The organism is Arthrobacter halodurans (genome assembly GCF_041877255.1).
GTDB classification, from domain to species: Bacteria; Actinomycetota; Actinomycetes; order Actinomycetales; family Micrococcaceae; genus Arthrobacter_N; species Arthrobacter_N halodurans.
In genome coordinates this window covers 1-19,943 of record NZ_JBHDLJ010000016.1, presented here as the reverse complement: position 1 = coordinate 19,943, position 19,943 = coordinate 1, and the positions used below count along the sequence as shown (strand labels likewise).

20 protein-coding genes and 3 tRNA genes are annotated in these 19,943 nt (G+C 72.3%); 15 read left to right on the top strand and 8 right to left on the bottom strand.

Translation table 11 applies throughout. The features are described 5' to 3' along the window. Positions 1-76: 76 nt before the first annotated feature. Positions 77-1,045 (top strand): universal stress protein, encoded by a 969-nt coding sequence (locus tag ACETWP_RS15240; protein WP_373973122.1) that lies wholly within the window; start codon positions 77-79, stop codon positions 1,043-1,045. Positions 1,046-1,058: 13 nt separating this feature from the next. On the opposite strand, the gene ACETWP_RS15235 is transcribed toward ACETWP_RS15240, so the two are convergent. Both ACETWP_RS15235 and ACETWP_RS15230 read right to left on the bottom strand, forming a co-directional pair. Continuing rightward, complete coding sequence (locus ACETWP_RS15235; protein WP_373973121.1) at positions 1,059-1,994, bottom strand: cation diffusion facilitator family transporter; 936 nt, start codon at positions 1,992-1,994, stop codon at positions 1,059-1,061. Further along, the gene (locus tag ACETWP_RS15230; RefSeq protein WP_373973120.1) at positions 1,994-2,365 is read right to left on the bottom strand and encodes a metallopeptidase family protein; all 372 of its coding nucleotides are present in this window, start codon (positions 2,363-2,365) and stop codon (positions 1,994-1,996) included. Before ACETWP_RS15230 ends, ACETWP_RS15235 begins: the two co-directional genes overlap by 1 nt. Positions 2,366-2,474: 109 nt before the next feature. Here ACETWP_RS15230 and ACETWP_RS15225 point away from each other — a divergent pair. The 9 genes from ACETWP_RS15225 (at position 2,475) to ACETWP_RS15185 (ending at position 6,658) form a co-directional block, all read left to right on the top strand. Beyond that, positions 2,475-2,547 (top strand) — tRNA-Glu (locus ACETWP_RS15225). A gap of 83 nt (positions 2,548-2,630) precedes the next feature. Continuing rightward, positions 2,631-2,704, top strand: a tRNA-Asp gene (locus tag ACETWP_RS15220). A gap of 53 nt (positions 2,705-2,757) precedes the next feature. Further along, positions 2,758-2,833, top strand: a tRNA-Phe gene (locus tag ACETWP_RS15215). A 135-nt stretch (positions 2,834-2,968) separates the two neighbouring features. Next, positions 2,969-4,330 (top strand): MBL fold metallo-hydrolase RNA specificity domain-containing protein, encoded by a 1,362-nt coding sequence (locus ACETWP_RS15210; protein WP_373973119.1) that lies wholly within the window; start codon positions 2,969-2,971, stop codon positions 4,328-4,330. 52 nt (positions 4,331-4,382) lie between these two features. Then, positions 4,383-4,916, top strand: a complete 534-nt coding sequence (locus ACETWP_RS15205) for an Asp23/Gls24 family envelope stress response protein (RefSeq protein WP_373973118.1) — start codon at positions 4,383-4,385, stop codon at positions 4,914-4,916. After that, positions 4,913-5,104: a hypothetical protein gene (locus ACETWP_RS15200; RefSeq protein ID WP_373973117.1), complete on the top strand. Its 192-nt coding sequence runs from the start codon at positions 4,913-4,915 to the stop codon at positions 5,102-5,104. The genes ACETWP_RS15205 and ACETWP_RS15200 overlap by 4 nt, the downstream gene beginning before the upstream one ends. Then, entirely contained in the window at positions 5,101-5,475 is a 375-nt protein-coding gene (locus ACETWP_RS15195) for a hypothetical protein (protein WP_373973116.1), read from the top strand. The genes ACETWP_RS15200 and ACETWP_RS15195 overlap by 4 nt, the downstream gene beginning before the upstream one ends. Continuing rightward, the gene (locus ACETWP_RS15190) at positions 5,472-6,050 is read left to right on the top strand and encodes an Asp23/Gls24 family envelope stress response protein (RefSeq protein ID WP_373973115.1); all 579 of its coding nucleotides are present in this window, start codon (positions 5,472-5,474) and stop codon (positions 6,048-6,050) included. The genes ACETWP_RS15195 and ACETWP_RS15190 overlap by 4 nt, the downstream gene beginning before the upstream one ends. Further along, complete coding sequence (locus ACETWP_RS15185) at positions 6,047-6,658, top strand: hypothetical protein (protein ID WP_373973114.1); 612 nt, start codon at positions 6,047-6,049, stop codon at positions 6,656-6,658. Before ACETWP_RS15190 ends, ACETWP_RS15185 begins: the two co-directional genes overlap by 4 nt. Here the strand turns inward: ACETWP_RS15185 and ACETWP_RS15180 are convergent. The 3 genes from ACETWP_RS15180 to ACETWP_RS15170 all read right to left on the bottom strand — a co-directional run bounded on the left by ACETWP_RS15180 (position 6,655) and on the right by ACETWP_RS15170 (position 10,133). Next, a complete protein-coding gene (locus ACETWP_RS15180) occupies positions 6,655-8,400 on the bottom strand; it encodes a glycoside hydrolase family 13 protein (protein ID WP_373973113.1) in 1,746 nt (581 codons plus the stop codon). The two genes, ACETWP_RS15185 and ACETWP_RS15180, sit on opposite strands and share 4 nt — an antisense overlap. Positions 8,401-8,466: 66 nt before the next feature. Next, positions 8,467-9,318, bottom strand: coding sequence for a DUF8083 family protein (locus ACETWP_RS15175; RefSeq protein WP_373973112.1), 852 nt, complete (start codon positions 9,316-9,318; stop codon positions 8,467-8,469). A 2-nt stretch (positions 9,319-9,320) separates the two neighbouring features. Next, positions 9,321-10,133 (bottom strand): exodeoxyribonuclease III, encoded by an 813-nt coding sequence (locus ACETWP_RS15170; protein ID WP_373973111.1) that lies wholly within the window; start codon positions 10,131-10,133, stop codon positions 9,321-9,323. Positions 10,134-10,270: 137 nt separating this feature from the next. On the opposite strand from ACETWP_RS15170, the gene ACETWP_RS15165 reads away from it, so the two are divergent. Further along, the gene (locus ACETWP_RS15165; protein WP_373973110.1) at positions 10,271-11,770 is read left to right on the top strand and encodes a CoA-acylating methylmalonate-semialdehyde dehydrogenase; all 1,500 of its coding nucleotides are present in this window, start codon (positions 10,271-10,273) and stop codon (positions 11,768-11,770) included. Then, on the top strand, positions 11,771-12,685 hold the full coding sequence (gene mmsB / locus ACETWP_RS15160) for a 3-hydroxyisobutyrate dehydrogenase (protein WP_373973109.1): 915 nt from the start codon (positions 11,771-11,773) through the stop codon (positions 12,683-12,685). It begins immediately after the preceding gene. A 19-nt stretch (positions 12,686-12,704) separates the two neighbouring features. On the opposite strand, the gene nadE is transcribed toward mmsB, so the two are convergent. After that, positions 12,705-13,526: an NAD(+) synthase gene (gene nadE / locus ACETWP_RS15155; protein WP_373973108.1), complete on the bottom strand. Its 822-nt coding sequence runs from the start codon at positions 13,524-13,526 to the stop codon at positions 12,705-12,707. Positions 13,527-13,683: 157 nt separating this feature from the next. On the opposite strand from nadE, the gene ACETWP_RS15150 reads away from it, so the two are divergent. Continuing rightward, on the top strand, positions 13,684-14,685 hold the full coding sequence (locus tag ACETWP_RS15150; protein ID WP_373973107.1) for a phosphodiesterase: 1,002 nt from the start codon (positions 13,684-13,686) through the stop codon (positions 14,683-14,685). Here the strand turns inward: ACETWP_RS15150 and ACETWP_RS15145 are convergent. Both ACETWP_RS15145 and ACETWP_RS15140 read right to left on the bottom strand, forming a co-directional pair. Continuing rightward, the gene (locus tag ACETWP_RS15145) at positions 14,682-16,349 is read right to left on the bottom strand and encodes a stealth family protein (RefSeq protein ID WP_373973106.1); all 1,668 of its coding nucleotides are present in this window, start codon (positions 16,347-16,349) and stop codon (positions 14,682-14,684) included. The genes ACETWP_RS15150 and ACETWP_RS15145 overlap by 4 nt on opposite strands. After that, positions 16,350-16,799 (bottom strand): MarR family winged helix-turn-helix transcriptional regulator, encoded by a 450-nt coding sequence (locus ACETWP_RS15140; RefSeq protein ID WP_373973105.1) that lies wholly within the window; start codon positions 16,797-16,799, stop codon positions 16,350-16,352. It lies immediately after the preceding gene. 64 nt (positions 16,800-16,863) lie between these two features. On the opposite strand from ACETWP_RS15140, the gene ACETWP_RS15135 reads away from it, so the two are divergent. Beyond that, complete coding sequence (locus tag ACETWP_RS15135; RefSeq protein WP_373973104.1) at positions 16,864-17,802, top strand: ABC transporter ATP-binding protein; 939 nt, start codon at positions 16,864-16,866, stop codon at positions 17,800-17,802. Then, a complete protein-coding gene (locus ACETWP_RS15130) occupies positions 17,799-19,388 on the top strand; it encodes an ABC transporter permease (protein ID WP_373973103.1) in 1,590 nt (529 codons plus the stop codon). Before ACETWP_RS15135 ends, ACETWP_RS15130 begins: the two co-directional genes overlap by 4 nt. Positions 19,389-19,943: the final 555 nt, after the last annotated feature.

Sequence of the window (19,943 nt, the reverse complement as noted above, 5' to 3'; positions counted from 1 at the left end):
CCACATGGTCCGGGGGGTGGATAGGGTGAACAATGAAAGCAATTTCACTCCGCCGACACCGAAGGAGCGTTCAGGGATGAGCGAGCAGACCGGCAGGGACCAGGACGCCGAACGCGCCGACGGCGTCGTGGTGGGGGTGGACGGCTCGGACGCCGGACTGTGCGCCCTGTCCTGGGCCGCGGCGGAGGCCAAGCGGCGGTCCGTTCCGCTGAACATCGTCACCGCGTACACGATCCCGGTCTTCGCCGCCTCCAGCATGGACGCCGGCTACGCCACGCTGGACGACGAGGTCATCCGCGAGGGTGCGGCGGAGGTCCTGCGGCAGGCCCGCGCCACCGTCACCGACCCCGACCTGGAGGTGCGCACCCGCGTGGAGTCCGGGGATCCCGCCGGGGTCCTGCTGGAGCTCAGCGAGGAGGCGGACCTCGTGGTGGTCGGCACGCGCGGCCGCGGCGGCTTCGTCGGCCGGCTCCTCGGGTCCGTCTCCAGCGCCCTGCCGGCCCACGCGAAGTGCCCGACCGTCGTCGTGCCGTTGTGTGTCGCCGAACCGCCGCCGGGCACCCCGGCGCGCCGCGAGATCGTGGTCGTCGGCGTCGACGGGTCCGAGCGCGCGCGCGTCGCGGTGCTGGTCGCCGCCGAGCAGGCCGTGGCCCGCGGCGTCCCGCTGCGCATCATTTGCGCCCTGCCGCCGGTCAGCGGCTCGCTGGCCTGGATGCCCGCGACGGTGGACCAGGAGGCGCTGACGTTCGACGTGCGCCGCCAGATGGAGGCGGGGTCCAACTGGCTGCGGAGCCACTTCCCCGGACTCGTCGTGGAGTCCGACGTCATCGACGGGCCGCCGATCGAGGTGCTGATCCGCGAGTCGGCCGCGGCGCGGCTGCTGGTCACCGGCTCCCGCGGGCGCGGCGGATTCGCGGGGATGCTGCTCGGCTCCACCAGCCAGGGTGTCCTGCACCACGCGAAGGGGCCGGTGATGGTCGTGCCCGACGCCGAGGACCCCCGGCTGGCCGACCGCGCCGACTTCGACCCGACCGACGAGGAGTAGCCCGCGCCGGGCCTCAGGCGTGGCCCGCCGACTCGTGCCGCACATGGCCCTCGGGCTCCAGCTGGAAGGTGCAGTGCTCGGTGTCGAAGTGCTCGCCCAGGCACTCGAGCAATGCGTCCAGCACGTCATGCGCGCGCTCCGCGGTGAACGAGTCCTGCGCCAGGACCACGTGCGCGGAACAGACGGGAACCCCCGAGGTGATCGTCCAGGCGTGGAGGTCGTGCACGTCCGTGACCCCGTCCACCTCGAGGATGTGTCGGCGGACCTCGTCGAGGTCCACCCCGCGGGGCGTCGCCTCCAGGAGCACGTCCACGACCTCGCGCATCAGCGACCACGCCCGCGGCAGGATCATCAGCGCGATCGCGATCGAGGCGATCGGGTCCGCCGCGGTCTGCCCGGTCAGCAGGATGACGACCGCGGCGGCGACCACCGCGGCCGACCCGAGCAGGTCGCCGAGGACCTCGAGGTAGGCGCCGCGCACGTTCAGGCTCTCGCGGCGGCCGCCGTGGAGGATCAGCAGGCAGGCCAGGTTCGCGGCGCCGCCGGCCAAGGCCGCGACGAGCATGGTGGGGGTGTCGATGTCGGGGGTCTGCCCGAACCGGCGCACGGCCTCGACGAAGATGACGATCGCGACGGCGGTCAGCGCCGCCGCGTTGGCCAGGGCCGCCAGCACCTCCGCGCGCTGCCAGCCGAAGGACCGCTTCGCCGTGGCCGGCCGGGTCGCGACCCACGCGGCGAAGAGCGCGATCGAGACGCCGGCGGCGTCGGAAAGCATGTGGCCGGCGTCGGCGAGCAGCGCGAGCGAGCCGGAGAGCCACGCGCCGGCGAGCTGGACGGCCACCCCGGCGAGGGTGATGGCGACGACGAGCGCCAGTCGGCGGCGGTGGCGGCCCGTCGCGGTGCCGCCCGTGAGCCCGTGGCCGTGGCCGGCGTGGTCGTGCCCGCCCATCAGCCCCAACCCAGCTCGTGCAGGGTGGCGTCGTCGATGCCGAAGTGGTGGGCGATCTCGTGGACCACGGTGATCCCGACCTCCTCGACGACGTCTCCGGGCGTGTCGCAGATCTCGAGGATCGAGTCCTTGAAGACGATGATCCGGTCGGGCATCGCGCCGGCGGCCCACTGGTGGTCGCGCTCGGTGAGGGGCACGCCGTCGTACAGGCCCAGCAGCACGGTGTCCGGGTCCTCGTGGGGGAGTGGCTCGTAGCGGTCCTCGATGAACAGCGCCACGTTGTCCATCATGTCGCGCAGGGGTTGAGGGATCCCGTCCAGGGCACGGACCACCGCGGCTTCGAAATCGTCCTCGGACATGCTGTAGGCCATGCACCGACTCTACCGAGACGGCGCCCGCCCGGGCCGTTTTGCGGTTGGGTGGCCGTACCCTATAGTGGATGAGGTCCACTACACGGGAGAGATTCCGCGTGGCGTACTGGCCCCCATCGTCTAGCGGCCTAGGACACCGCCCTTTCACGGCGGCGGCACGGGTTCGAATCCCGTTGGGGGTACAAGCAAGGCCTGATTTCACAAGCGGGGATTCACTCTGCTAAAGTTTAGGTCTTGTGAGCGGGGGTAAAAACCTTGCGAACTAGGCCCTGTAGCGCAGTTGGTTAGCGCGCCGCCCTGTCACGGCGGAGGTCGCGGGTTCAAGTCCCGTCAGGGTCGCTTTGGTTGTCCGGCAACGGGGGACCACGGTGATCATCGCCTAGATGATGCCAGGCTCTGTAGCTCAGTTGGTAGAGCGTTCGACTGAAAATCGAAAGGTCACCGGATCGACGCCGGTCGGAGCCACCAACGAAGAACCCCCCGGAAACGGGGGGTTCTTCTGCTGTGTGGCGACATTGCGATCCCTCCGCTCCCAGCCCTCGTCTGCGTCCCCTTCCGGGAGTACATTCGTGGTGTCCGTGAAGCGAGGAAGCGGAGGACGCCATGGTTTCGTTGACCTGCCTGGGCGGTGCCGGGACCGTGACCGGCTCCAAGCACCTCGTCGAGGCCGACGGGCGGCGGCTGCTCGTGGACTGCGGGATGTTCCAGGGTCTGAAGAACCTGCGCGAGCAGAACTGGCAGTCCCTCCCGGTCCGGGCGCGGGACATCGACGCCGTCGTCCTCACGCACGCCCACCTGGACCACACCGGCTACCTGCCCCGGCTGGTGCGCGAGGGGTTTCGCGGACCGATCTACTGCACCGCCGGAACGCGGGACGTCACGGCGCTCATCCTGCGCGACGCCGCCTTCCTGCAGGAGCAGGACGCGGATCTGGCCAACCGCTACGGCCACACGCGGCACCGCCCCGCCGAGCCGCTCTACAACCACCTGGATGCGGAGTTCGCGATCACGCTGCTGGAGACCGTGCCGTTCCACGAGCCGCTGGAGTTGCCCGTCGGCGCCCGGCTGACCTACCGGCGGGCCGGGCACATCCTCGGGGCGGCGACCGCGGAGCTGCGGTGGGGCGGGCGCACCTTCGTTTTCTCCGGGGACCTCGGCCGCTACGGCGATCCGCTCATGCACGACCCCGAGGACGTCCAGCACGCCGACGTGGTCGTCGTGGAGTCGACCTACGGCGACCGGCTGCACGGCGGGGGCGATCCCGTGGAGGTGCTTGCGGAGGTCGTCCGGGAGACCGTCGCCCGCGCCGGGACGGTGGTCATCCCCTCCTTCGCGGTCGGTCGGGCCCAGGCCCTGCTCTACCACCTCTGGCGGGCCCGGAAGCTGGGACTGGTGCCGTGGCGCATCCCCGTCTACCTGGACAGCCCGATGTCCATCAACGCGACGGAGCTCTTCGCAGACCACCCCGCCGACCACCGCCTCACGCCCGCCGAGTGCCGCGACGCCTTCGGGGTGGCCACCTATGTGCGCGAACCGGCGCGGTCGAAGACCCTCAGTGCCGACCAGAGCCCCAAGGTCATCGTCTCCGCCAGCGGCATGGCCACGGGCGGCCGGGTGCTGCACCACCTGGCGGCCTTCGGCCCGCAGGAGCGCAACACGATCCTCTTCGCCGGGTTCCAGGCGGCCGGCACCCGCGGCCGGAAGCTGCTGCGCGGCGAGCGGGACACCCGCATCCACGGGGAATGGGTGCCGATCCGCGCCCGCGTCCAGGAGCTCTCCATGCTTTCGGCGCACGGCGACTCGGAGGAACTGCTGCGATGGCTCTCCGGGTTCCGGTCACCGCCGGCGCACGCCTTCCTTGTCCACGGCGAACCGGAGGCTTCCGAGGCCATGCGGCAGCTGGTGCGGCGCCGCCTCGGTTGGGAGGCCCGCGTGCCGCGGCAGAACCAGACGTTCGGTGTCTGATCGGCGGTAGGGTGGATCAACGGAGGCCCCTTCCCAGGAAAGGCAGTCATCGATGGACCACCAGAACCCGACGCCGACGGCGCTGCCGCCGGAGCCGGCAGCGCCACCGGCCGTCGGCCCGGCGGGCACCACCGCGATCGGCGAGGCCGCCGTCGCCAAGGTGGCGGCCGCCGCCGCGCGCTCCGTCGAGGGAGTCCACGCCCTCGGCGTGGGCGGCCCGCGCTCGTTCGGCGCGCTCCGCGGCGCGGTCGGTTCGGGCCCGGAACCCTCGCCCGGCGTGACCGCCGAGGTCGGGGCCACCGAGGCCGCCGTCGACGTGGTCCTCACCGCCACCTTCGGGCGCCCGCTCCACCACATCGCCGACGACGTGCGGTCCGAGGTCTACCGCGCCGTGGAATCCCTCACCGGCCTCCGGGTCATCGAGGTCAACGTGGAGATCGGCGACGTCCACCTCCCCGAAGCCCAGACCCCCGAACTCCCCGCCCCCGAAGCCCCCGCGCCCGGACCCCGCGCCCCCGAAACCCCCGCGCCCGCCGCGCCCGGGGCCGGACACCCGCCGACCGCGAGCCACCTGGAGCCACGATGAACCCCACCCTGATTGGACTCGCGGTCGCCGCGGTGCTCGGCTGGGCCGCCCTGGACCACGGGTTCGGCGGCTTCCTGCTCATGGCGCTGTTCCTGGCCGTCGGCGCGCTCGCCGGCCGCGTCCTGGAGGGCCGGCTGGACCTGCGCGGCCTGCGCGACGCCCTGACCGGACGGCGCTCGTCGTCGTGAGCACGGCCGAACCGGACGTGGCGGAACGCCGCCTGGCGGGACACACGCGCGTCAGCACGCAGGCCCTGATCGGCTGCGCCCGCGCTGTCGCCTCCGAGGTCTTCTCCGTCCCCGCCGCGAGCGTGCGCGTGGCCCTGAACGACGAGTACGGCTCCCTGGCGCTGAGCCTCAGCCTGCCCCTGCCGCTGACCCTCCGCTCGCATGCCGCGGACGGCGCGCACCCGGACGGCCGCCCGACGGTGTGGGAGCGCGCGCGTGACTCCCGCGCGGCGGTCCGCGATCGCTTCGTGCGGCTCACCGGGGCCAGCGTGAGCCGGGTCGACGTGCGCGTGACGGGCATCGCCCCGCGGCCCAGCCGGAGCATCGGATGACGGCGCGGGAGCGCGAGCGCCTGGAGCGCCGCGAGTTGTACTCCGCGCGGTCCGCGGCGTCGATTGTCGCCGCGGCGGTCGTGACGGCGGTGTGCCTCTACCTGATGTTCGAGGCATCCATGAAATCGCTGGGCCAGGACGTGTGGATCCGTTCGCCGGAACAGTGGTGGACATGGTTCGCTGGGCTGCCCCAGACGGCCGACCCCCTGGTGCTCGGCGTCGGAAGCCTCGCCGTCCTGGCCCTCGGCGTCTACTTCCTGCTCCAGGGCGTGCTGCCGGGCCGCCGGGCGCGCCACGCCATCGCCGACCCGCGCGCCGTCGTCGTCGTGGACAACGAGGTCATCGCCGCGACCCTGGCCCGCCGCGCCCGCACCGAGGCCGCCGTCGCGCCGGGGCAGGTGATGGTGATCGTCTCCCGCTCGCTCGCCGAGGTGCAGCTGCGTCCCACGTCGGGCATTCCCGTGGACCCCGAGGCGGTCCGCGCGGCCGTCGAGGACGAGCTGCGCCGCAACCGGATCGACCCGGCCCCGCGCGTCGTGGTCCGCGTGTCGGAGAGCGGGGTGGTGGGCCAGTGAACCAGACCCCGCGCACCGTGAACCGCACGGTCCTGACCCTGCTCGGCCTCCTGCTCACCGCGGCGGGGCTGCACGGCCTGCTGCTCTCCTCCTTCCCCGGCTACGCTGCGGGCTGGCAGGGACTCGCCGCCCGTGTCGGCGAGGCGGGGGCGCGCCTGCTGCAAGACACCACCCTGCCCGGCCAGCGCGACTCCTGGCTCTGGATCCTTGTCACGGTCGCGCTGATCGGCCTGGTGCTGCTCATGCTCTGGTGGGCCGCCGTGCAGGGCAAGGGCCGGACCGGCATCTTCGCCCGCGAATACCACGACAACGGCGCGCGCGGCGTCGTCGAGATCGCCGCGGGCGTCCCCGAGCAGGCCGTGAAGGCGGCCCTGGCGGGCCGGCCGGACATCGTCTCGGTCTCGGCGAGCACGTGGGAGGCGGACCACGACGCCGGCCTGCGCATCAAGGTGCAGCCGCGCCAGGGCGCCGCCCCGGCGCGGATCGCCGAGGACGTCTCCGGGATCATCTCGGCCCTGGACCGGGAGCTGGGCCGCGGCGGCCCGGTGGTCCTCCACCTGGCCGCCGGGGCCCGCACCCGGATGTCACGGGCCGAACGCGTCCGCTAGAGCGGGAGCATCCAGACGGCGGAATCGGCGGCCAGCTGGCCCTCGAAGACCGCCTCGTCCTGGCTCGCGACGACGACGCGGTGGTCGCCGGGGAGCTCGACGGGCGCGACGCCCATGTTCGCCAGAACCAGCAGCTCGCCGTTGGCGTAGCCGAGCAGGCCGTGCGCGGGGGCGTGCTCCGCGGACCAGGCGAGGATGCCGTGCCCGAGTCCGCGCTCGGCGCGGATCCCCAGCAGCTCCCGGTACAGCTCGTACGTGGAGCCCGGGACCCCGACCTGCCGGTCCGCGGCGTACGTGGCGTAGGAGTCGGGCTGCGGCAGCCACGGGGCCGCCGCCTCCGTGCCCTCCGCGAACCCGTTGCCCGGGGCGTCGGCGACCCACGGCATGGGGACGCGGCAGCCGTCGCGGCCGCGCTCCTCGCCGCCGGTGCGGAAGAAGCTCGGGTCCTGGCGCGCCTCCGCCGGCAGCGTCGTGTGCTCGGGCAGGGACAGCTCGTCTCCCTGGTAGACGTACGCCGAGCCCGGCAGCGCCAGCATCACCATCGCGGCGGCCCGCCCGCGCGCCCAGCCGAGGCGTTCGTCGGGCTGCTCGTCCTCGGCGGAGATCCCCTTCGGGAAGGTCGTCGGATCGCTCAGGCCGTAGCGCGTGGAGTGGCGGACGGTGTCGTGGTTGGACAGGACCCAGGTCGGTGGCGCGTCGACGACGGCGGCCTCGGCCAGCGTCTCGGCGACGTTGTCCGCGATGCGTTCCGCGTCCCAGCCGGCCAGCAGGAAACCGAAGTTGAACGCCTGCTGCATCTCGCCGCGGCGGACGTAGCGGAAGATCCGCGACATCGGCTCCACCCAGGCCTCGGCGACCATCATGCGGTCGCCGTCGTACTCGGAGAGCACCGCGTTCCACTCCTCGTAGATGGCGTGCACGCCCTCCTGGTCGAAGTACGGCGGCGTCGCCGCGGACACGTCCTCCTCGGGCAGGTCCAGCGACGGCTCCGTGATCAGGACGTCGTCCCGCGCACCGGCGGTCCCGGCGGGCTCGTTGCCGGCGACCATGGCGACCTTGGCGGACCAGTCGGGGAGCCCCTCGGCCTTGACCATGCCGTGGGCGACGTCCACCCGGAAGCCGTCGACGCCGCGGTCCAGCCAGAAGCGAAGCACGTCCTTCATCTCCTCGCGGACCTCGGGGTTCTCCCAGTCGAGGTCCGGCTGCTTGGTGTCGAACAGGTGCAGGTACCACTGGCCGGGCGTGCCGTCCGGCTCCGTCACCCGTGTCCAGGCCGGGCCGCCGAAGATCGACTGCCAGTTGTTCGGCGGCTCCTCGCCGTCGGCGCCGGAGCCGTCGCGGAAGATGTAGCGGGCGCGCTCGGGGGAGCCCGGCGCAGCGGCCAGGGCCTCCCCGAACCAGACGTGCTCGTCCGACGTGTGGTTCGGGACCAGGTCGACGATGATCTTGATGCCGCGCCCGTGCGCCGCGGCGAGCATGGCATCGAAGTCGCCCAGCGATCCGAAGAGCGGATCGACGTCGCGGTAGTCGGCGACGTCGTAGCCGGCGTCGGCCTGCGGGGAGGTGTAGAACGGGGAGAGCCAGAGGGCGTCCACCCCGAGCCGCTCCAGATACGGCAGCTTGGCCGCGACGCCCCGCAGGTCGCCCATGCCGTCGCCGTCGGCGTCGGCGAACGAGCGCGGGTACACCTGGTAGATGACGGCGTCCTGCCACCAGGGTGCGGTCTGTGCGTGCTTCGGCATGGGGCTCCTTCGGGCGGGGATGGCGCGGGCACCAGCAAGTGTAAACGGTTTCAGCGGGGGAGGCACTCAGCTCGCGCGGGCCAGCTGGCGGATCCGCAGCCAGCGCGAGGCCAGCCGGCGGTAGGAGGCCGCGGCCCCGAGCATGTCGCCCTCGGCGAGGGACTCGATGCCCAGCCGGATGTCGTGCGGGGAGTCGTCGGGCCACACCAGGTCGGCGACGCGGCCGTAGTCCAGCTCGACGACCGACTCGGGATGGAAGAGCTGCAGCCATTCGCTCAGGGCCGTGAGCTCGTCGAGCATGTCCAGCTCCGGCGCGTTCACCGCCAGCGACGCCGCGGCGTAGCGGACGCGCTCCAGGACCTGGACCGCGGGGGCGGAGAGCCGCACGCTGTTGATGCCGTCGACGTCCTCGTCGATCTCGCAGTGGTCGTCCTCGCGCAGCACCACGAACCAGCCGAAGGGCACGCCCCACGTGGCGCTGCGGGTGTGCAGCGAGGCCAGGCCCTCCGCGAAGTCCTCGTGCCCGATCCGGCCCGCGTTGGCCTCGCGGGCGACGTCGGGGATCAGGAGCTCCAGCAGCTGCGGGCGCATGCTCCCGTCGAGCTGTTCCGCCGCCAGGGTGGCGCGGAGCGCCAACTGGTCCGGGCAGAAGTACGCGGTCGTCCGCCCGTCCGCCCCCGGGTAGTGAAGGACGCGGAACCGCTCCGGCGCGTGGTGGGGGAAGGGGTCCGAGACCGGCCGGGTGATCCGGCCGAGGGCCTCCGCCGCGGCGCGCTCCTCGAACTCGGCGCGCGGCAGGCCGCGCTGCGCCGCGATGAGCAGCTGGTCGTCGTCGTCGAAGGCCCGCAGGGGCTCGAAGACGCGCAGGAACGACGTCGGCGGCAGGTGCCGGCGCGTCGTCCCCGTCGCCCGGGCCATGGTCAGGCCGGCTCCGCGAGCTCGACGACCACCGGGGCGTGATCGGACGCGCCCTTGCCCTTGCGCTCCTCGCGGTCGATGCCGGCGCCGGTCACGCGCTCGGCCAGCGCGGGGGAGCCGAGCACGAAGTCGATCCGCATGCCCTCCTTCTTCGGGAAGCGCAACTGCGTGTAGTCCCAGTATGTGTAGACGCCGGGGCCCGGCGTGTACGGGCGGACCACGTCGACGAAGCCGGCCTCGAGGAAGGCGTTGAACGCGGCCCGCTCCGGCTCGCTCACGTGCGTGAGCCCCGCGGAGCGGAAGTAGTCGATGTCCCAGACGTCGTCGTCCTGCGGCGCGATGTTCCAGTCGCCCATGAGGGCGACCTCGGCGCGCGGCTCCGCGGTGAGCCAGCGCACGGCCTCGTCCTTCAGCCCGTCCAACCAGGCGAGCTTGTACGGCATGTGCTCGTCGTCCAGGGCGCGCCCGTTGGGCACGTACAGGCTCCACACACGCACCCCGCCGCAGGTCGCGGCGATCGCCCGGGCCTCCTGCAGGGGGTCCTTGCCGTTCTTGCCGAACGCCGGCTGGTCCGCGAACGTGCGCTCGACGTCGTCCAGGCCCACCCGGGAGGCGATCGCCACGCCGTTCCACTGGCTCAGCCCGAAGTGGCACACCTCGTAGCCGTTGTTCTCGAACAGCTCCCAGGGGAAGTTCTCGTCCTTGCACTTGGTTTCCTGAATGGCCAGCACGTCGACGTCCGTGCGGCGCAGCCAGGCCTCCACGCGGTCTGCTCGGGCGCGGAGGGAGTTCACGTTCCAGGTGGCGATCTTCACGCCTCCAACCTATCAACTGGCGCGGCGCAGGGAAGGGGCGCGCTGGAACGGACCCCGAAGTGCGGGTAACTTGGGACGGGACCGTGGCGTGGCTCACACCCGGGCAGCACGGCGTCGACCCGAAGGAGCATGTCCCCATGGTGCGCACCCTCTCCCACTACGTCGGCGGCCGGCACGTCGACGGCGCCTCGGACCGGTTCTCCGACGTGTTCGACCCGTGCACCGGCCGGGTCCAGGCGCGCGTTCCGCTGGCCGGCCGCGAGGAGGTCCTCGCCGCCATCAAGGACGCGGCGGCGGCGCAGGAGGCCTGGGCCGCCACGAACCCGCAGCGGAGGGCGCGCATCCTGCACCGGTTCGTCGACCTCGTCAACGAGCACCTGGACGAGCTCGCCGAGCTCCTCTCCTCCGAGCACGGCAAGACGTTCGCGGACGCGCAGGGCGACATCCAGCGCGGCATCGAGGTGGTCGAGGTCTGCACGGGAGCGCCCCACCTGCTCAAGGGGGAATTCTCGGACAGCGCCGGCGCCGGGATCGACGTGCACTCGCTGCGCCAGCCGCTCGGCGTCGTCGCCGGCATCACCCCGTTCAACTTCCCGGCCATGATCCCGCTGTGGAAGGCGGGCCCGGCGATCGCGGCCGGCAACGCCTTCATCCTCAAGCCCTCCGAGCGGGACCCCTCCGTCCCGCTGCGGCTCGCCGAGCTCTTCACCGAGGCGGGGCTGCCCGCCGGCGTCTTCAACGTGGTCAACGGCGACAAGGAGGCCGTCGACGCGCTGCTGGAGGACGAGCGCGTCCGGGCCATCGGCTTCGTCGGCTCCACCCCGATCGCGCAGTCGATCTACGCCTCGGCGGCGGCGCACGGCAAGCGAGCCCAGTGCTTCGGCGGCGCCAAGAACCACATGGTCATCATGCCCGACGCGGACCTGGACATGGCGGCGGACGCCCTGATCGGCGCCGGCTACGGTTCGGCGGGGGAGCGCTGCATGGCCGTCTCCGTCGCGGTCCCGGTGGGGCGGGCGACCGCGGAGTCGCTCGTGGACAGGCTGCGGGAACGCATCGCGAAGCTGCGGGTGGGCGCCTCCATGGACCCGGACTCCGACTTCGGTCCCGTCGTCGCGGCCTCCGCGAAGGAGCGGATCGAGGACTACATCGCCGCCGGCGTCGCGGAGGGGGCCACCCTGGTGGTGGACGGGCGCGGCCACACGGTCGAGGGCTACCCGGACGGCTTCTGGGTGGGTCCGACGCTCTTCGACCACGTCACCTCCGACATGCGGATCTACCGGGAGGAGATCTTCGGCCCGGTGCTCTCGGTCGTCCGCGCCGCGGACTACGAGGAGGCGCTCCGCCTGCCCAGCGAGCACCGGTACGGCAACGGCGTCGCGATCTTCACCCGCGACGGCGACGCCGCCCGCGACTTCGCCAGCCGGGTCGACGTCGGCATGGTCGGCATCAACGTGCCGATCCCGGTGCCCATCGCCTACTACACCTTCGGCGGCTGGAAGGCCTCGGGGTTCGGCGACCTCAACCAGCACGGGGCGGACGCGTTCCGCTTCTACACGAAGACGAAGACCGTCACGACGCGCTGGCCCTCCGGCGTGCGCGAGGGCGCCGACTTCGCGATGCCGGAGGGCAGCTAGATGCCGGCGCCTTCGGGGCGCGTGGCCTTCCTCGGCCTCGGCCACATGGGGATGCCCATGGCCGCCAACCTCGTCGCCGCGGGCTACGACGTCGTGGGCTACGACGTCGTGCCGGCGGCGGTGGAGGCGGCCGCGGAGCGCGGCGTCGCAACGGCGGCCACCGCCGGCGAGGCCGCGGCGGGCGCGTCGGTGGTCCTGACCATGTTTCCCAGCGGCCGCCACCTGCTGGACGCGTACCGCGGCGTCGGCGAACCCGGCCTGCTCGACGCCGCCCCGGCCGGCGCTCTGTTCCTGGACTGCTCCACCATCAACGTCGACGAGGCCCGCGAGGCCGCTGCGCTCGCCGTCGCCGCCGGCCACCGGTCGGTCGACGCGCCCGTCTCCGGCGGCACCGTCGGCGCGGAGAACGGGACGCTGACGTTCATGGTCGGCGCGGAGCCGGCGGACCTGGAGGCCGCGCGGCCGCTGTTGGACGTCATGGGCGGGCGGCTGGTGCACTGCGGCGACCACGGGGCCGGCCAGGCCGCGAAGGTCTGCAACAACATGATCCTCGGCGTGACGATGATCGCGGCGAGCGAGGCGTTCGTGCTCGGCGAGAGGCTCGGCCTGAGCCACCAGGCCCTCTACGACGTCGTCTCCACCGCGTCCGGACAGTGCTGGGCCGTCACCACGAACTGCCCCGTGCCGGGGCCGGTACCGACGAGTCCGGCCAACCACGACTACCGGCCCGGATTCGCCGGAGCGCTCATGGCCAAGGACCTGGGGCTCGCCCTGAGCGCGTTGGAAAGCTCCGGGGTCTCCGCCGAACTCGGGCCGCTCGCGGCCCGCATCTACGAGCGGTTCGCCGCGGAGGGTGGGGCCGGGCAGGACTTCTCCGGCATCATCAACGACATCCGCGGCCGTTCCGGAACCTGACGCGGGGTGGCGCCCGGCGCTACCTCCACCAGTCGTCGAAGAGGGTGACGGGGACCGTGCGCTTGTGGCGGGTCCGCAGGTACTTCTGCTCGATCTTCGCGGCGACCTCGTCCGGGACGTCGCGGCCCTCGAGGTAGTCGTCGATGTCGTCGTAGCGCAGCCCGAGCTCGTCCTCGTCGGTGCGGCCGGGTGTGCCGTCGAGGAGGTCCGCCGTCGGCACCTTGCTCCACAGCTGCTCCGGGGCCCCGAGGTGTTCCAGCAGCTGCCGGTTCTGCCGCTTGTTCAGGCCGAACAGCGGAAGGATGTCCGCGCCGCCGTCGCCGAACTTGGTGAAGAACCCGGTGACGGACTCGGCCCCGTGGTCGGTGCCGACCACCAGGAAATTGCGCTCGCCGGCCAGCGCGTACTGGGCCACCATCCGCAGGCGGGCCTTGATGTTGCCCTTGCCGAAGTCGGAGATCCCGGTGCCGGTGGAGGCGCGGTACTCGGCCTCGAAGCCGTCGACGCCGGGCTTGATGTTGTACGTCCACTCCGTGTCGGCCTCCACGAAGTCCAGGGCCGCGCGGGCGTCGTGCTCGTCGTGCTGGACGCCGTAGGGCAGCCGCACGGCGACGAACGAGGCCTCCACCCCCTCGGCGGCCAGCTCCTCCACCGCCAGCTGGGCCAGCCGGGCGGCGAGCGAGGAGTCGAGCCCGCCCGAGATGCCCAGCACGAATCCCGCGGTTCCGGTGGCCCGGAGGTAGTCCTTCAGGAAACCGATCCGGCGGGCCACCTCCTCCGCCGGGTCGATCTGCGGCCGGACGCCCATTTCCCCGATGATCTTCGCCTGTAGTTCGCGCATGGGGCCAGCCTACCGCCGCGGTGTTTCGCGGTCATTGCGGGCGGCGCGGTCCTGACATGGGCGGTCCCGCAACAATCCGGTGAAATTCATATCCGGTTCACCGATAGTCTGCTTGGATAGGTTGTAGTGATAGCTATCCCAACCGAGAGAGCTGGTCATGGACACCATCAGGCCCGAGCATCCCCGCCCGGAGCATTTCCTGGTACACCTGAGCGACACGCATCTGATGGGCGGCAACCGCCCCCTCCACGGGACGCTGGACAGCGAGGAGCGGCTTCGCGCGGTGTTCCGCGAACTCCAGGACAGCGGCGCCCGCCCCGAGGCCCTGATCTTCACGGGCGACATCGCCGACACGGGCGACGCCGACGCCTACGCCCGCGTCCGCGCGATCGTGGAGCCCGCGGCGGAGCGCATGGGGGCGCAGGTCATCTGGGCCATGGGCAACCACGACGACCGTGAGAACCTGCGCGAGGTCCTGCTCGAGGAGGGGCGCAGCAGCGAGCCGCTGGACCGCGTCTACTGGCTGGGCGGCCTGCGGGTGATCACCCTGGACACGACCGTCCCCGGGTCCCACCACGGCGCGCTGGCCGCGCACCAGCTGGACTGGCTCCGGAAGGAGCTCGCGTTCTCGGCCCCGGAGGGCACCATCCTGGCCCTGCACCACCCGCCGGTCCCCACGATCCAGCCCCTGGCGGTGCTTGTGGAGCTGCGCGGACAGGCCGCCCTGGCCGAGGTGTTGCGCGGCACGGACGTCCGCGCCATCATCGGCGGCCACCTGCATTACTCCACGACGGCGATGTTCGCCGGCATCCCCGTCTCCGTCGCCTCGGCGACCTGCTACACGCAGGACCTCGCGCACACTGTCGACCCGGACACCGGCGTGCGGGGCACCCGCGGGCGTGACGCGGCCCAGGCCTACAACCTGATCCACGTGTTTCCGGACACGGTCGTGCACTCGGTCGTCCCCGCGGCCGGCGGGGCCGCCGTCGGCGAGGTGTTCGACCCGGCGGACGTCGCGGCCAAGCTGGCGAGCCGCGGCGTCGACTACCCGCCCGCGCCGGCGGTGGGTTCGGCCTCGCCTGCCACCGCCTCTCCCATCAGCGCCTCGGCCCAGCTGGCCCAGGCCCCCGACCAGCGGTCGGCGCGCAGCGTGGCCTAGGCCGCCTCGTGCTCCGGCTCGCCGGGGCGCGCCGCGGCCACCGGCTTTTCCCACGGGCCCGGGATCGGGAAGTACCTGCGGAGGAACCCCGTCACGACCTGCTGCCGCTCCTGGGCCGGGACCTCGGGGAAGCTGCCGTCGTTGAGGCAGAAGAAGTCCTGGTTGCGCTTGGCCAGGATCTTGCCCAGCGTGTCGAGGCCCGAGTACATGGTGGTGTCCACGTACTTCACCTTCGCGCCGACCTTCGCCACGGCCCGCCCGGTGAGCAGCGCGTAGTAGTGGTAGAGCGAGTTGGTGACCGAGATGTTGTCCTTCGCGCGGAAGCGACTGGCCGCCGTCGCCGAGAATTCCGGCGCGAACAGCTCCTCCATCTCGAGCAGCACGCTGCGCCGCAGCGGCGCGGCCGTGTGTTCGAGGTGCCGCGTGGTGATGCGGCCGAACCGGTCGTGCAGCAGGCGGCGGTTGACGCGCGCCGAGTTCTCGAAGCCCGACCGGTCCAGGTGGTTGTCGCCCAGTCCGATGCGCGTCGGCGCCTCGATGAACTTGGTGATGCCGCCGGGGGAGAAGAACATGTCCGGGCCCAGCGGCCGGCCAAAGAACATGTCGTCGTTGGAGTACAGGAAGTGTTCGGAGAGACCCTCGATGTGCTGCAGCTGCGACTCCACGGCCTGGGAATTGAAGGTCGGGAGGACCGACGGATCCCGGAAGTGGTCGGCGGCACGAACGATCGTCACGTCCGGGTGCCCCGCGTCGAGCCACGCCGGGACCTCGGAGTCGGTGCAGATGAAGATGTGGCGGATCCACGGGGCGAACATGTGGATGCTCCGCAGGGCGTACTTCAGCTCGTCGATCTGGCGGAAGCGTGCCTCGGCGTCGTCCCCCTCGCCCACGACGACGTTGTCCATGAAGGAGGCGCGGTAGCGCCGGTACTCGGGGTTGTTGCCGTCGACCCAGGAGAAGACGATGTCGATGGGGAACCCGATGTCCGCCGCGTGGTCGGCGAACATGTTCTCGATGGTCGGCCATTCCAGGCCGAACCGGCTGACGGTTCCGCGCACGGCCTCGCCGGCCGGCACCGTCGCGCGGGTGAGCGAGTTCTCGATGGGCAGCTGGATGTTCCCGTCGGTGCCCCAGCGCCACAGCTCGATCTGGACGCCGGTGCCCTGGCCGTAGTGCAGGCCGCCGACCGGCTCCACACGCGGTCGGTACAGCCGGTACATCCGGGCCTTGCCGCTGGTCCCCAGCCGGCCGTCGGCGACCAGCAGGGCCTTGTCCTTGCGGGTGTCGACGGTGATCGAGTAGAAGGGCTCGTCCTCGCAGGCCCGCACCAGCGCCGCCCGCAGCTTCTTGCGGTGGTCCCAGTTCACCGCGATCACCGGGCGCGCGTCGTTTCCGCGCACCAGGAGGTAGGGCAGGTCGGCGTCCTCGAGCACCGCGCGCACGAACAACAGGTCGGCGACCATCGCCTCGTGCGGCGTCATCGACTCGTTGACCAGCGCGTACCGGCCGTCGACACGGAGGATGTCGGACCGGTCGGAGAAGCGCGCGATCGCCTCGGGCGACGTGATCTCGCGGACCTCGGCGAGGTCGCGCTCCGCCTCGGGGGCCCCGTGGTAGACCTCGTCCGGGGTCACGTCCGCGGGAATCGCCTCGTGCTTCGCCATCTACGGGGCCTTCGCGGCGGGGTCTTCCCAGCCGAGGTTGAGGGCCATGCGGCGCAGCGACCGGACGGTGGTCGCGTAGTCCTCGGCGGAGACGCCGGCGCTCGACTCCTCGCGCATGGTGTCCACGATCGAGGTCAGCCGGTCCAGGCTGGTGGCGCCGCGCTCGGTGAGCATGAAGTTGTGGCCCTCCTCCTGCACCCAACCGGACTCCACGAGCTCGGTCAGGTGCTCGGACGGGCTCGTGGGCTCGCCCTCGGCCGGCGGCTCGCCGAAGAACGGGGCGAGGGCGGCCGTGAGCTCGCCCCCGGTCGCCGGGCCCTTGGCCAACACGTTCAGCAGCTGCCACTGACGGCGCGTGACGCCGTGTTCCTCGAGGGAAACAGTGAACTGCTCGGAAATGAGCGAGTCCACCAGTTTGAGCCAGTATCCAAGCGGTCTCGAAGCATCCATGCGCTCAGCCTAGTCGGAGCGCGAACTCCTGTCGCGCCCGGGATCCCGGCATTACCCTAGGCGCATGGACAGCGTCATCGACATCCGGGGGCTCGAGAAGTCCTTCGGCCGCGTCAAGGCCTTGGACGGGCTGGAGCTCCAGGTGGCGCCGGGCGAGGTCCACGGGTTCCTGGGACCGAACGGCGCCGGCAAGTCCACCACCATCCGCGTCCTGCTGGGCCTGTTGCGGGCCAACGCCGGGACGGTGCGCCTGTTGGGCGGGGACCCCTGGCGGGACGTCGTGGCGCTGCACCGCAGGATCGCGTACGTGCCGGGTGACGTGAGCCTGTGGCCCACGCTCACCGGCGGCGAGGCGATCGACCTGCTCGGGCGGCTCCGCGGGGGGCTCAACGAGGACCGCCGTCGCGAGCTCGTGGAGACCTTCGAACTCGATACGACCAAGCGGGGGAGGGCGTATTCGAAGGGCAACCGGCAGAAGGTGGCGATCGTCGCCGCCCTGGCCTCCGACGTCGAACTCCTGATCCTGGACGAGCCCACCTCCGGCCTGGACCCGCTGATGGAGGCGAAATTCCGCGCGGAGGTCCGCGCGGAACGGGGGAAGGGGCGGTCCGTGCTGCTGTCCAGCCACATCCTGGCCGAGGTCGAGGCGCTGGCCGACCGCATCAGCATCATCCGCGCGGGGGCGATCGTCGACACCGGAACGCTGGACGAGATGCGTACCCACGCCCGGTCCCGGGTGCGGGCGCTGGTGACCGGCGACGCGTCGTCGATGGGCCGCGTGCCGGGCGTCGAGGACCTCCGGCACGACGACGGCGTGGTCGAGTTCAGCGTCGAGGGCGAACGGCTCGCCACCGTGCTGTCCGAGCTGACGCGGCTTGGAATGACGTCGCTCGAGGTCTCGCCGCCGTCGCTGGAGGACCTGTTCCTGCGGCACTACGGAGACCGCCCGGCGGACACCCCCGGCCGCGACGGCGAAAAGCGCCACGGGAGGCGGCGGACATGAGGCCGTCCGGCCTGTGGACGGTGGCCGCCGCGCAGCTCAGGCAGGACTGGAAGCTGATACTTCCGTGGGTGCTCCTGCTGCCGCTGCTCCCGGCGACGTCCGTGTGGGGCTTCGACGCGCTCTTCCGCGACGACCCGGCCACGCTGGTGGCGATGAACTTCTCCGCGGGGTCGAATCCCGCGTTCTCCGTGTTGTTCGGGCCGGCCCCGGACATCACGACGGCCGAGGGGTTCGCCGTCTGGCGCTCGTTCGTCCTCGGCAGCTTCTTCACCGCGCTGATGGCCGTGCTCGCGGTGACGCGCAATGCGCGGGGCCAGGAGGACACAGGGCGGGCCGAGCTCGTCGCCGCCGCGCCCGTCGGCCGCAATGCCCGGCTGGCCGCGGCGCTGCTCCTGGCGTGGGGCGCCTCGGTGACCGTCGGAGTCCTGGCCGCGGGGCTCGCGGTCGTCGCGGGCGCCGACCCCCTGCCCATGGTGCTGCTCGGCGGCGCCTACGCGGGCTCCGGCGTCGTGTTCGCCGGGGTGGCGGCGGTGGCCTCGCAGCTCGCGTCGTTCGCGCGCGGGGCGAATATCCTGTCGGTGGCCACGCTGGGCGCCGCCTATTTGCTGCGGGCGTTCGCCGACACCTCGGAGGCCGCCCGGGGCCTCCTGTGGTGGACCCCGTTCGGGTGGGTGCAGAAGATGGAGCCCGTGGGCGACGCGTCAGCGTGGCCGCTGTGGCTGTGCGCCGCGGCCGGCGTCGCCCTGGCCGGAGCGGCCTTCGTGCTGCAGGGCCGCCGCGACTTCGGCATGGGGTTCATCCCCCCGCGTTCGGGGCCCGAGCGGGGCGGGTTCGTGGCCACCCTTCCCGGGCTGGTGGTGCGGCAACAGCGCACGGCGGCGATCAGCTGGATCGTGGGACTGACGGTCATGGGCGCCGTCATGGGGCTCGTCGCCTCGTCGCTCGGCGAGATCCTGCTCGGCAGTCCACAGCTGGCGGCGATCATCGCGGCACAGGGGCTGGACGCGGGGGACCTGTCCTTCCAATTCCTCCGCACGCTGCTCGAGATCATCGCGCTCATTGCGGCCGTGCACGGCGTGCAGCTCGGTCTGCGGCTCGTGGGGGAGGAGCAGCAGGGCCGCCTCGATCCGCTGCTGGCCACGCCCATCCGGCGGGAGGGCCTGCTGGCCTGGTACGCCGTGGCCGCGCTGGTGGCGCCGGCTCTGGCGCTGATCGGGGCCGGGGTGGCGATGGCGGTGGCGAACCGGGCGAACGGGGGCGAGGCCGGGGTCGGGGCCGTGGTCCTCCAGTCGCTGGCCGCCGTGCCCGCGGTGTGGATCCTCGCCTCCCTCGGGTTGGCTTTCGCCGGCGCGCTGCCCTCGCTGCGCTCCGTGGCGTGGTTCGCGCTCGTCGCCGTCTTCGTCATCAGCATGCTGGGTCCGATGCTGCGCTTCCCCGATGCGGTGATGGGCCTGAGTCCGCTGTGGCACGTCCCGGACACCAGCGTCGGAGACTCCGTTGCGGGGCCGGTGCTCGCGATGACCGCGCTCGCGGCGGCCCTTCTCGCGGTCGCGTTTCTCGGATTCCGGCGGCGTGATATCGGGTAGGGGCGGGCGGGACTCTCCATCCACAGGGCCCATTCGCCGGCACTGTTCCCCGTTCGAAGATGTGTTCCCATTCTGTCGGTGACTGGGCGTAGCGTGGGGTCATGGACGAGGAATCCACCACAGGGCGGGCCACGCCGGCGCCGCGACTGACGCCAGCGGGCTCCATTGTGCGGCCGGATCACGCCCCGGAGCCGTCGGACCGCATCTCAGCGCGGCCGGCGGCCCCGCCGGTCCCGCCGGGCTTGGCGGACATGACGGCCGGGGAGATCCTGCGCTGGGCGGCGGTGCTCGCCGTGCTCGGCTACCCCGGCGCGGAGGATTCCGGTTCCGTGGCCGCCCCGGCCGGCCCCGGGGTCCCCGCGTCCGTGCCGGACCCCGCTGCCGCCCCGGACCCCGCTGCCGCCCCGGCACCGGATCCGCTCCCGGTTCCCGTCCCGGCCCCGGTTCCGCCGGTTCCGCCGGTTCCGCCGGTTCCCGCCCGCCCGCCGCAACGTCCGGTTCCCCCGGGGGTAGCGGTTCCGCCGCAACCGCCGGGTCCGCCGGGGATGGCGGATC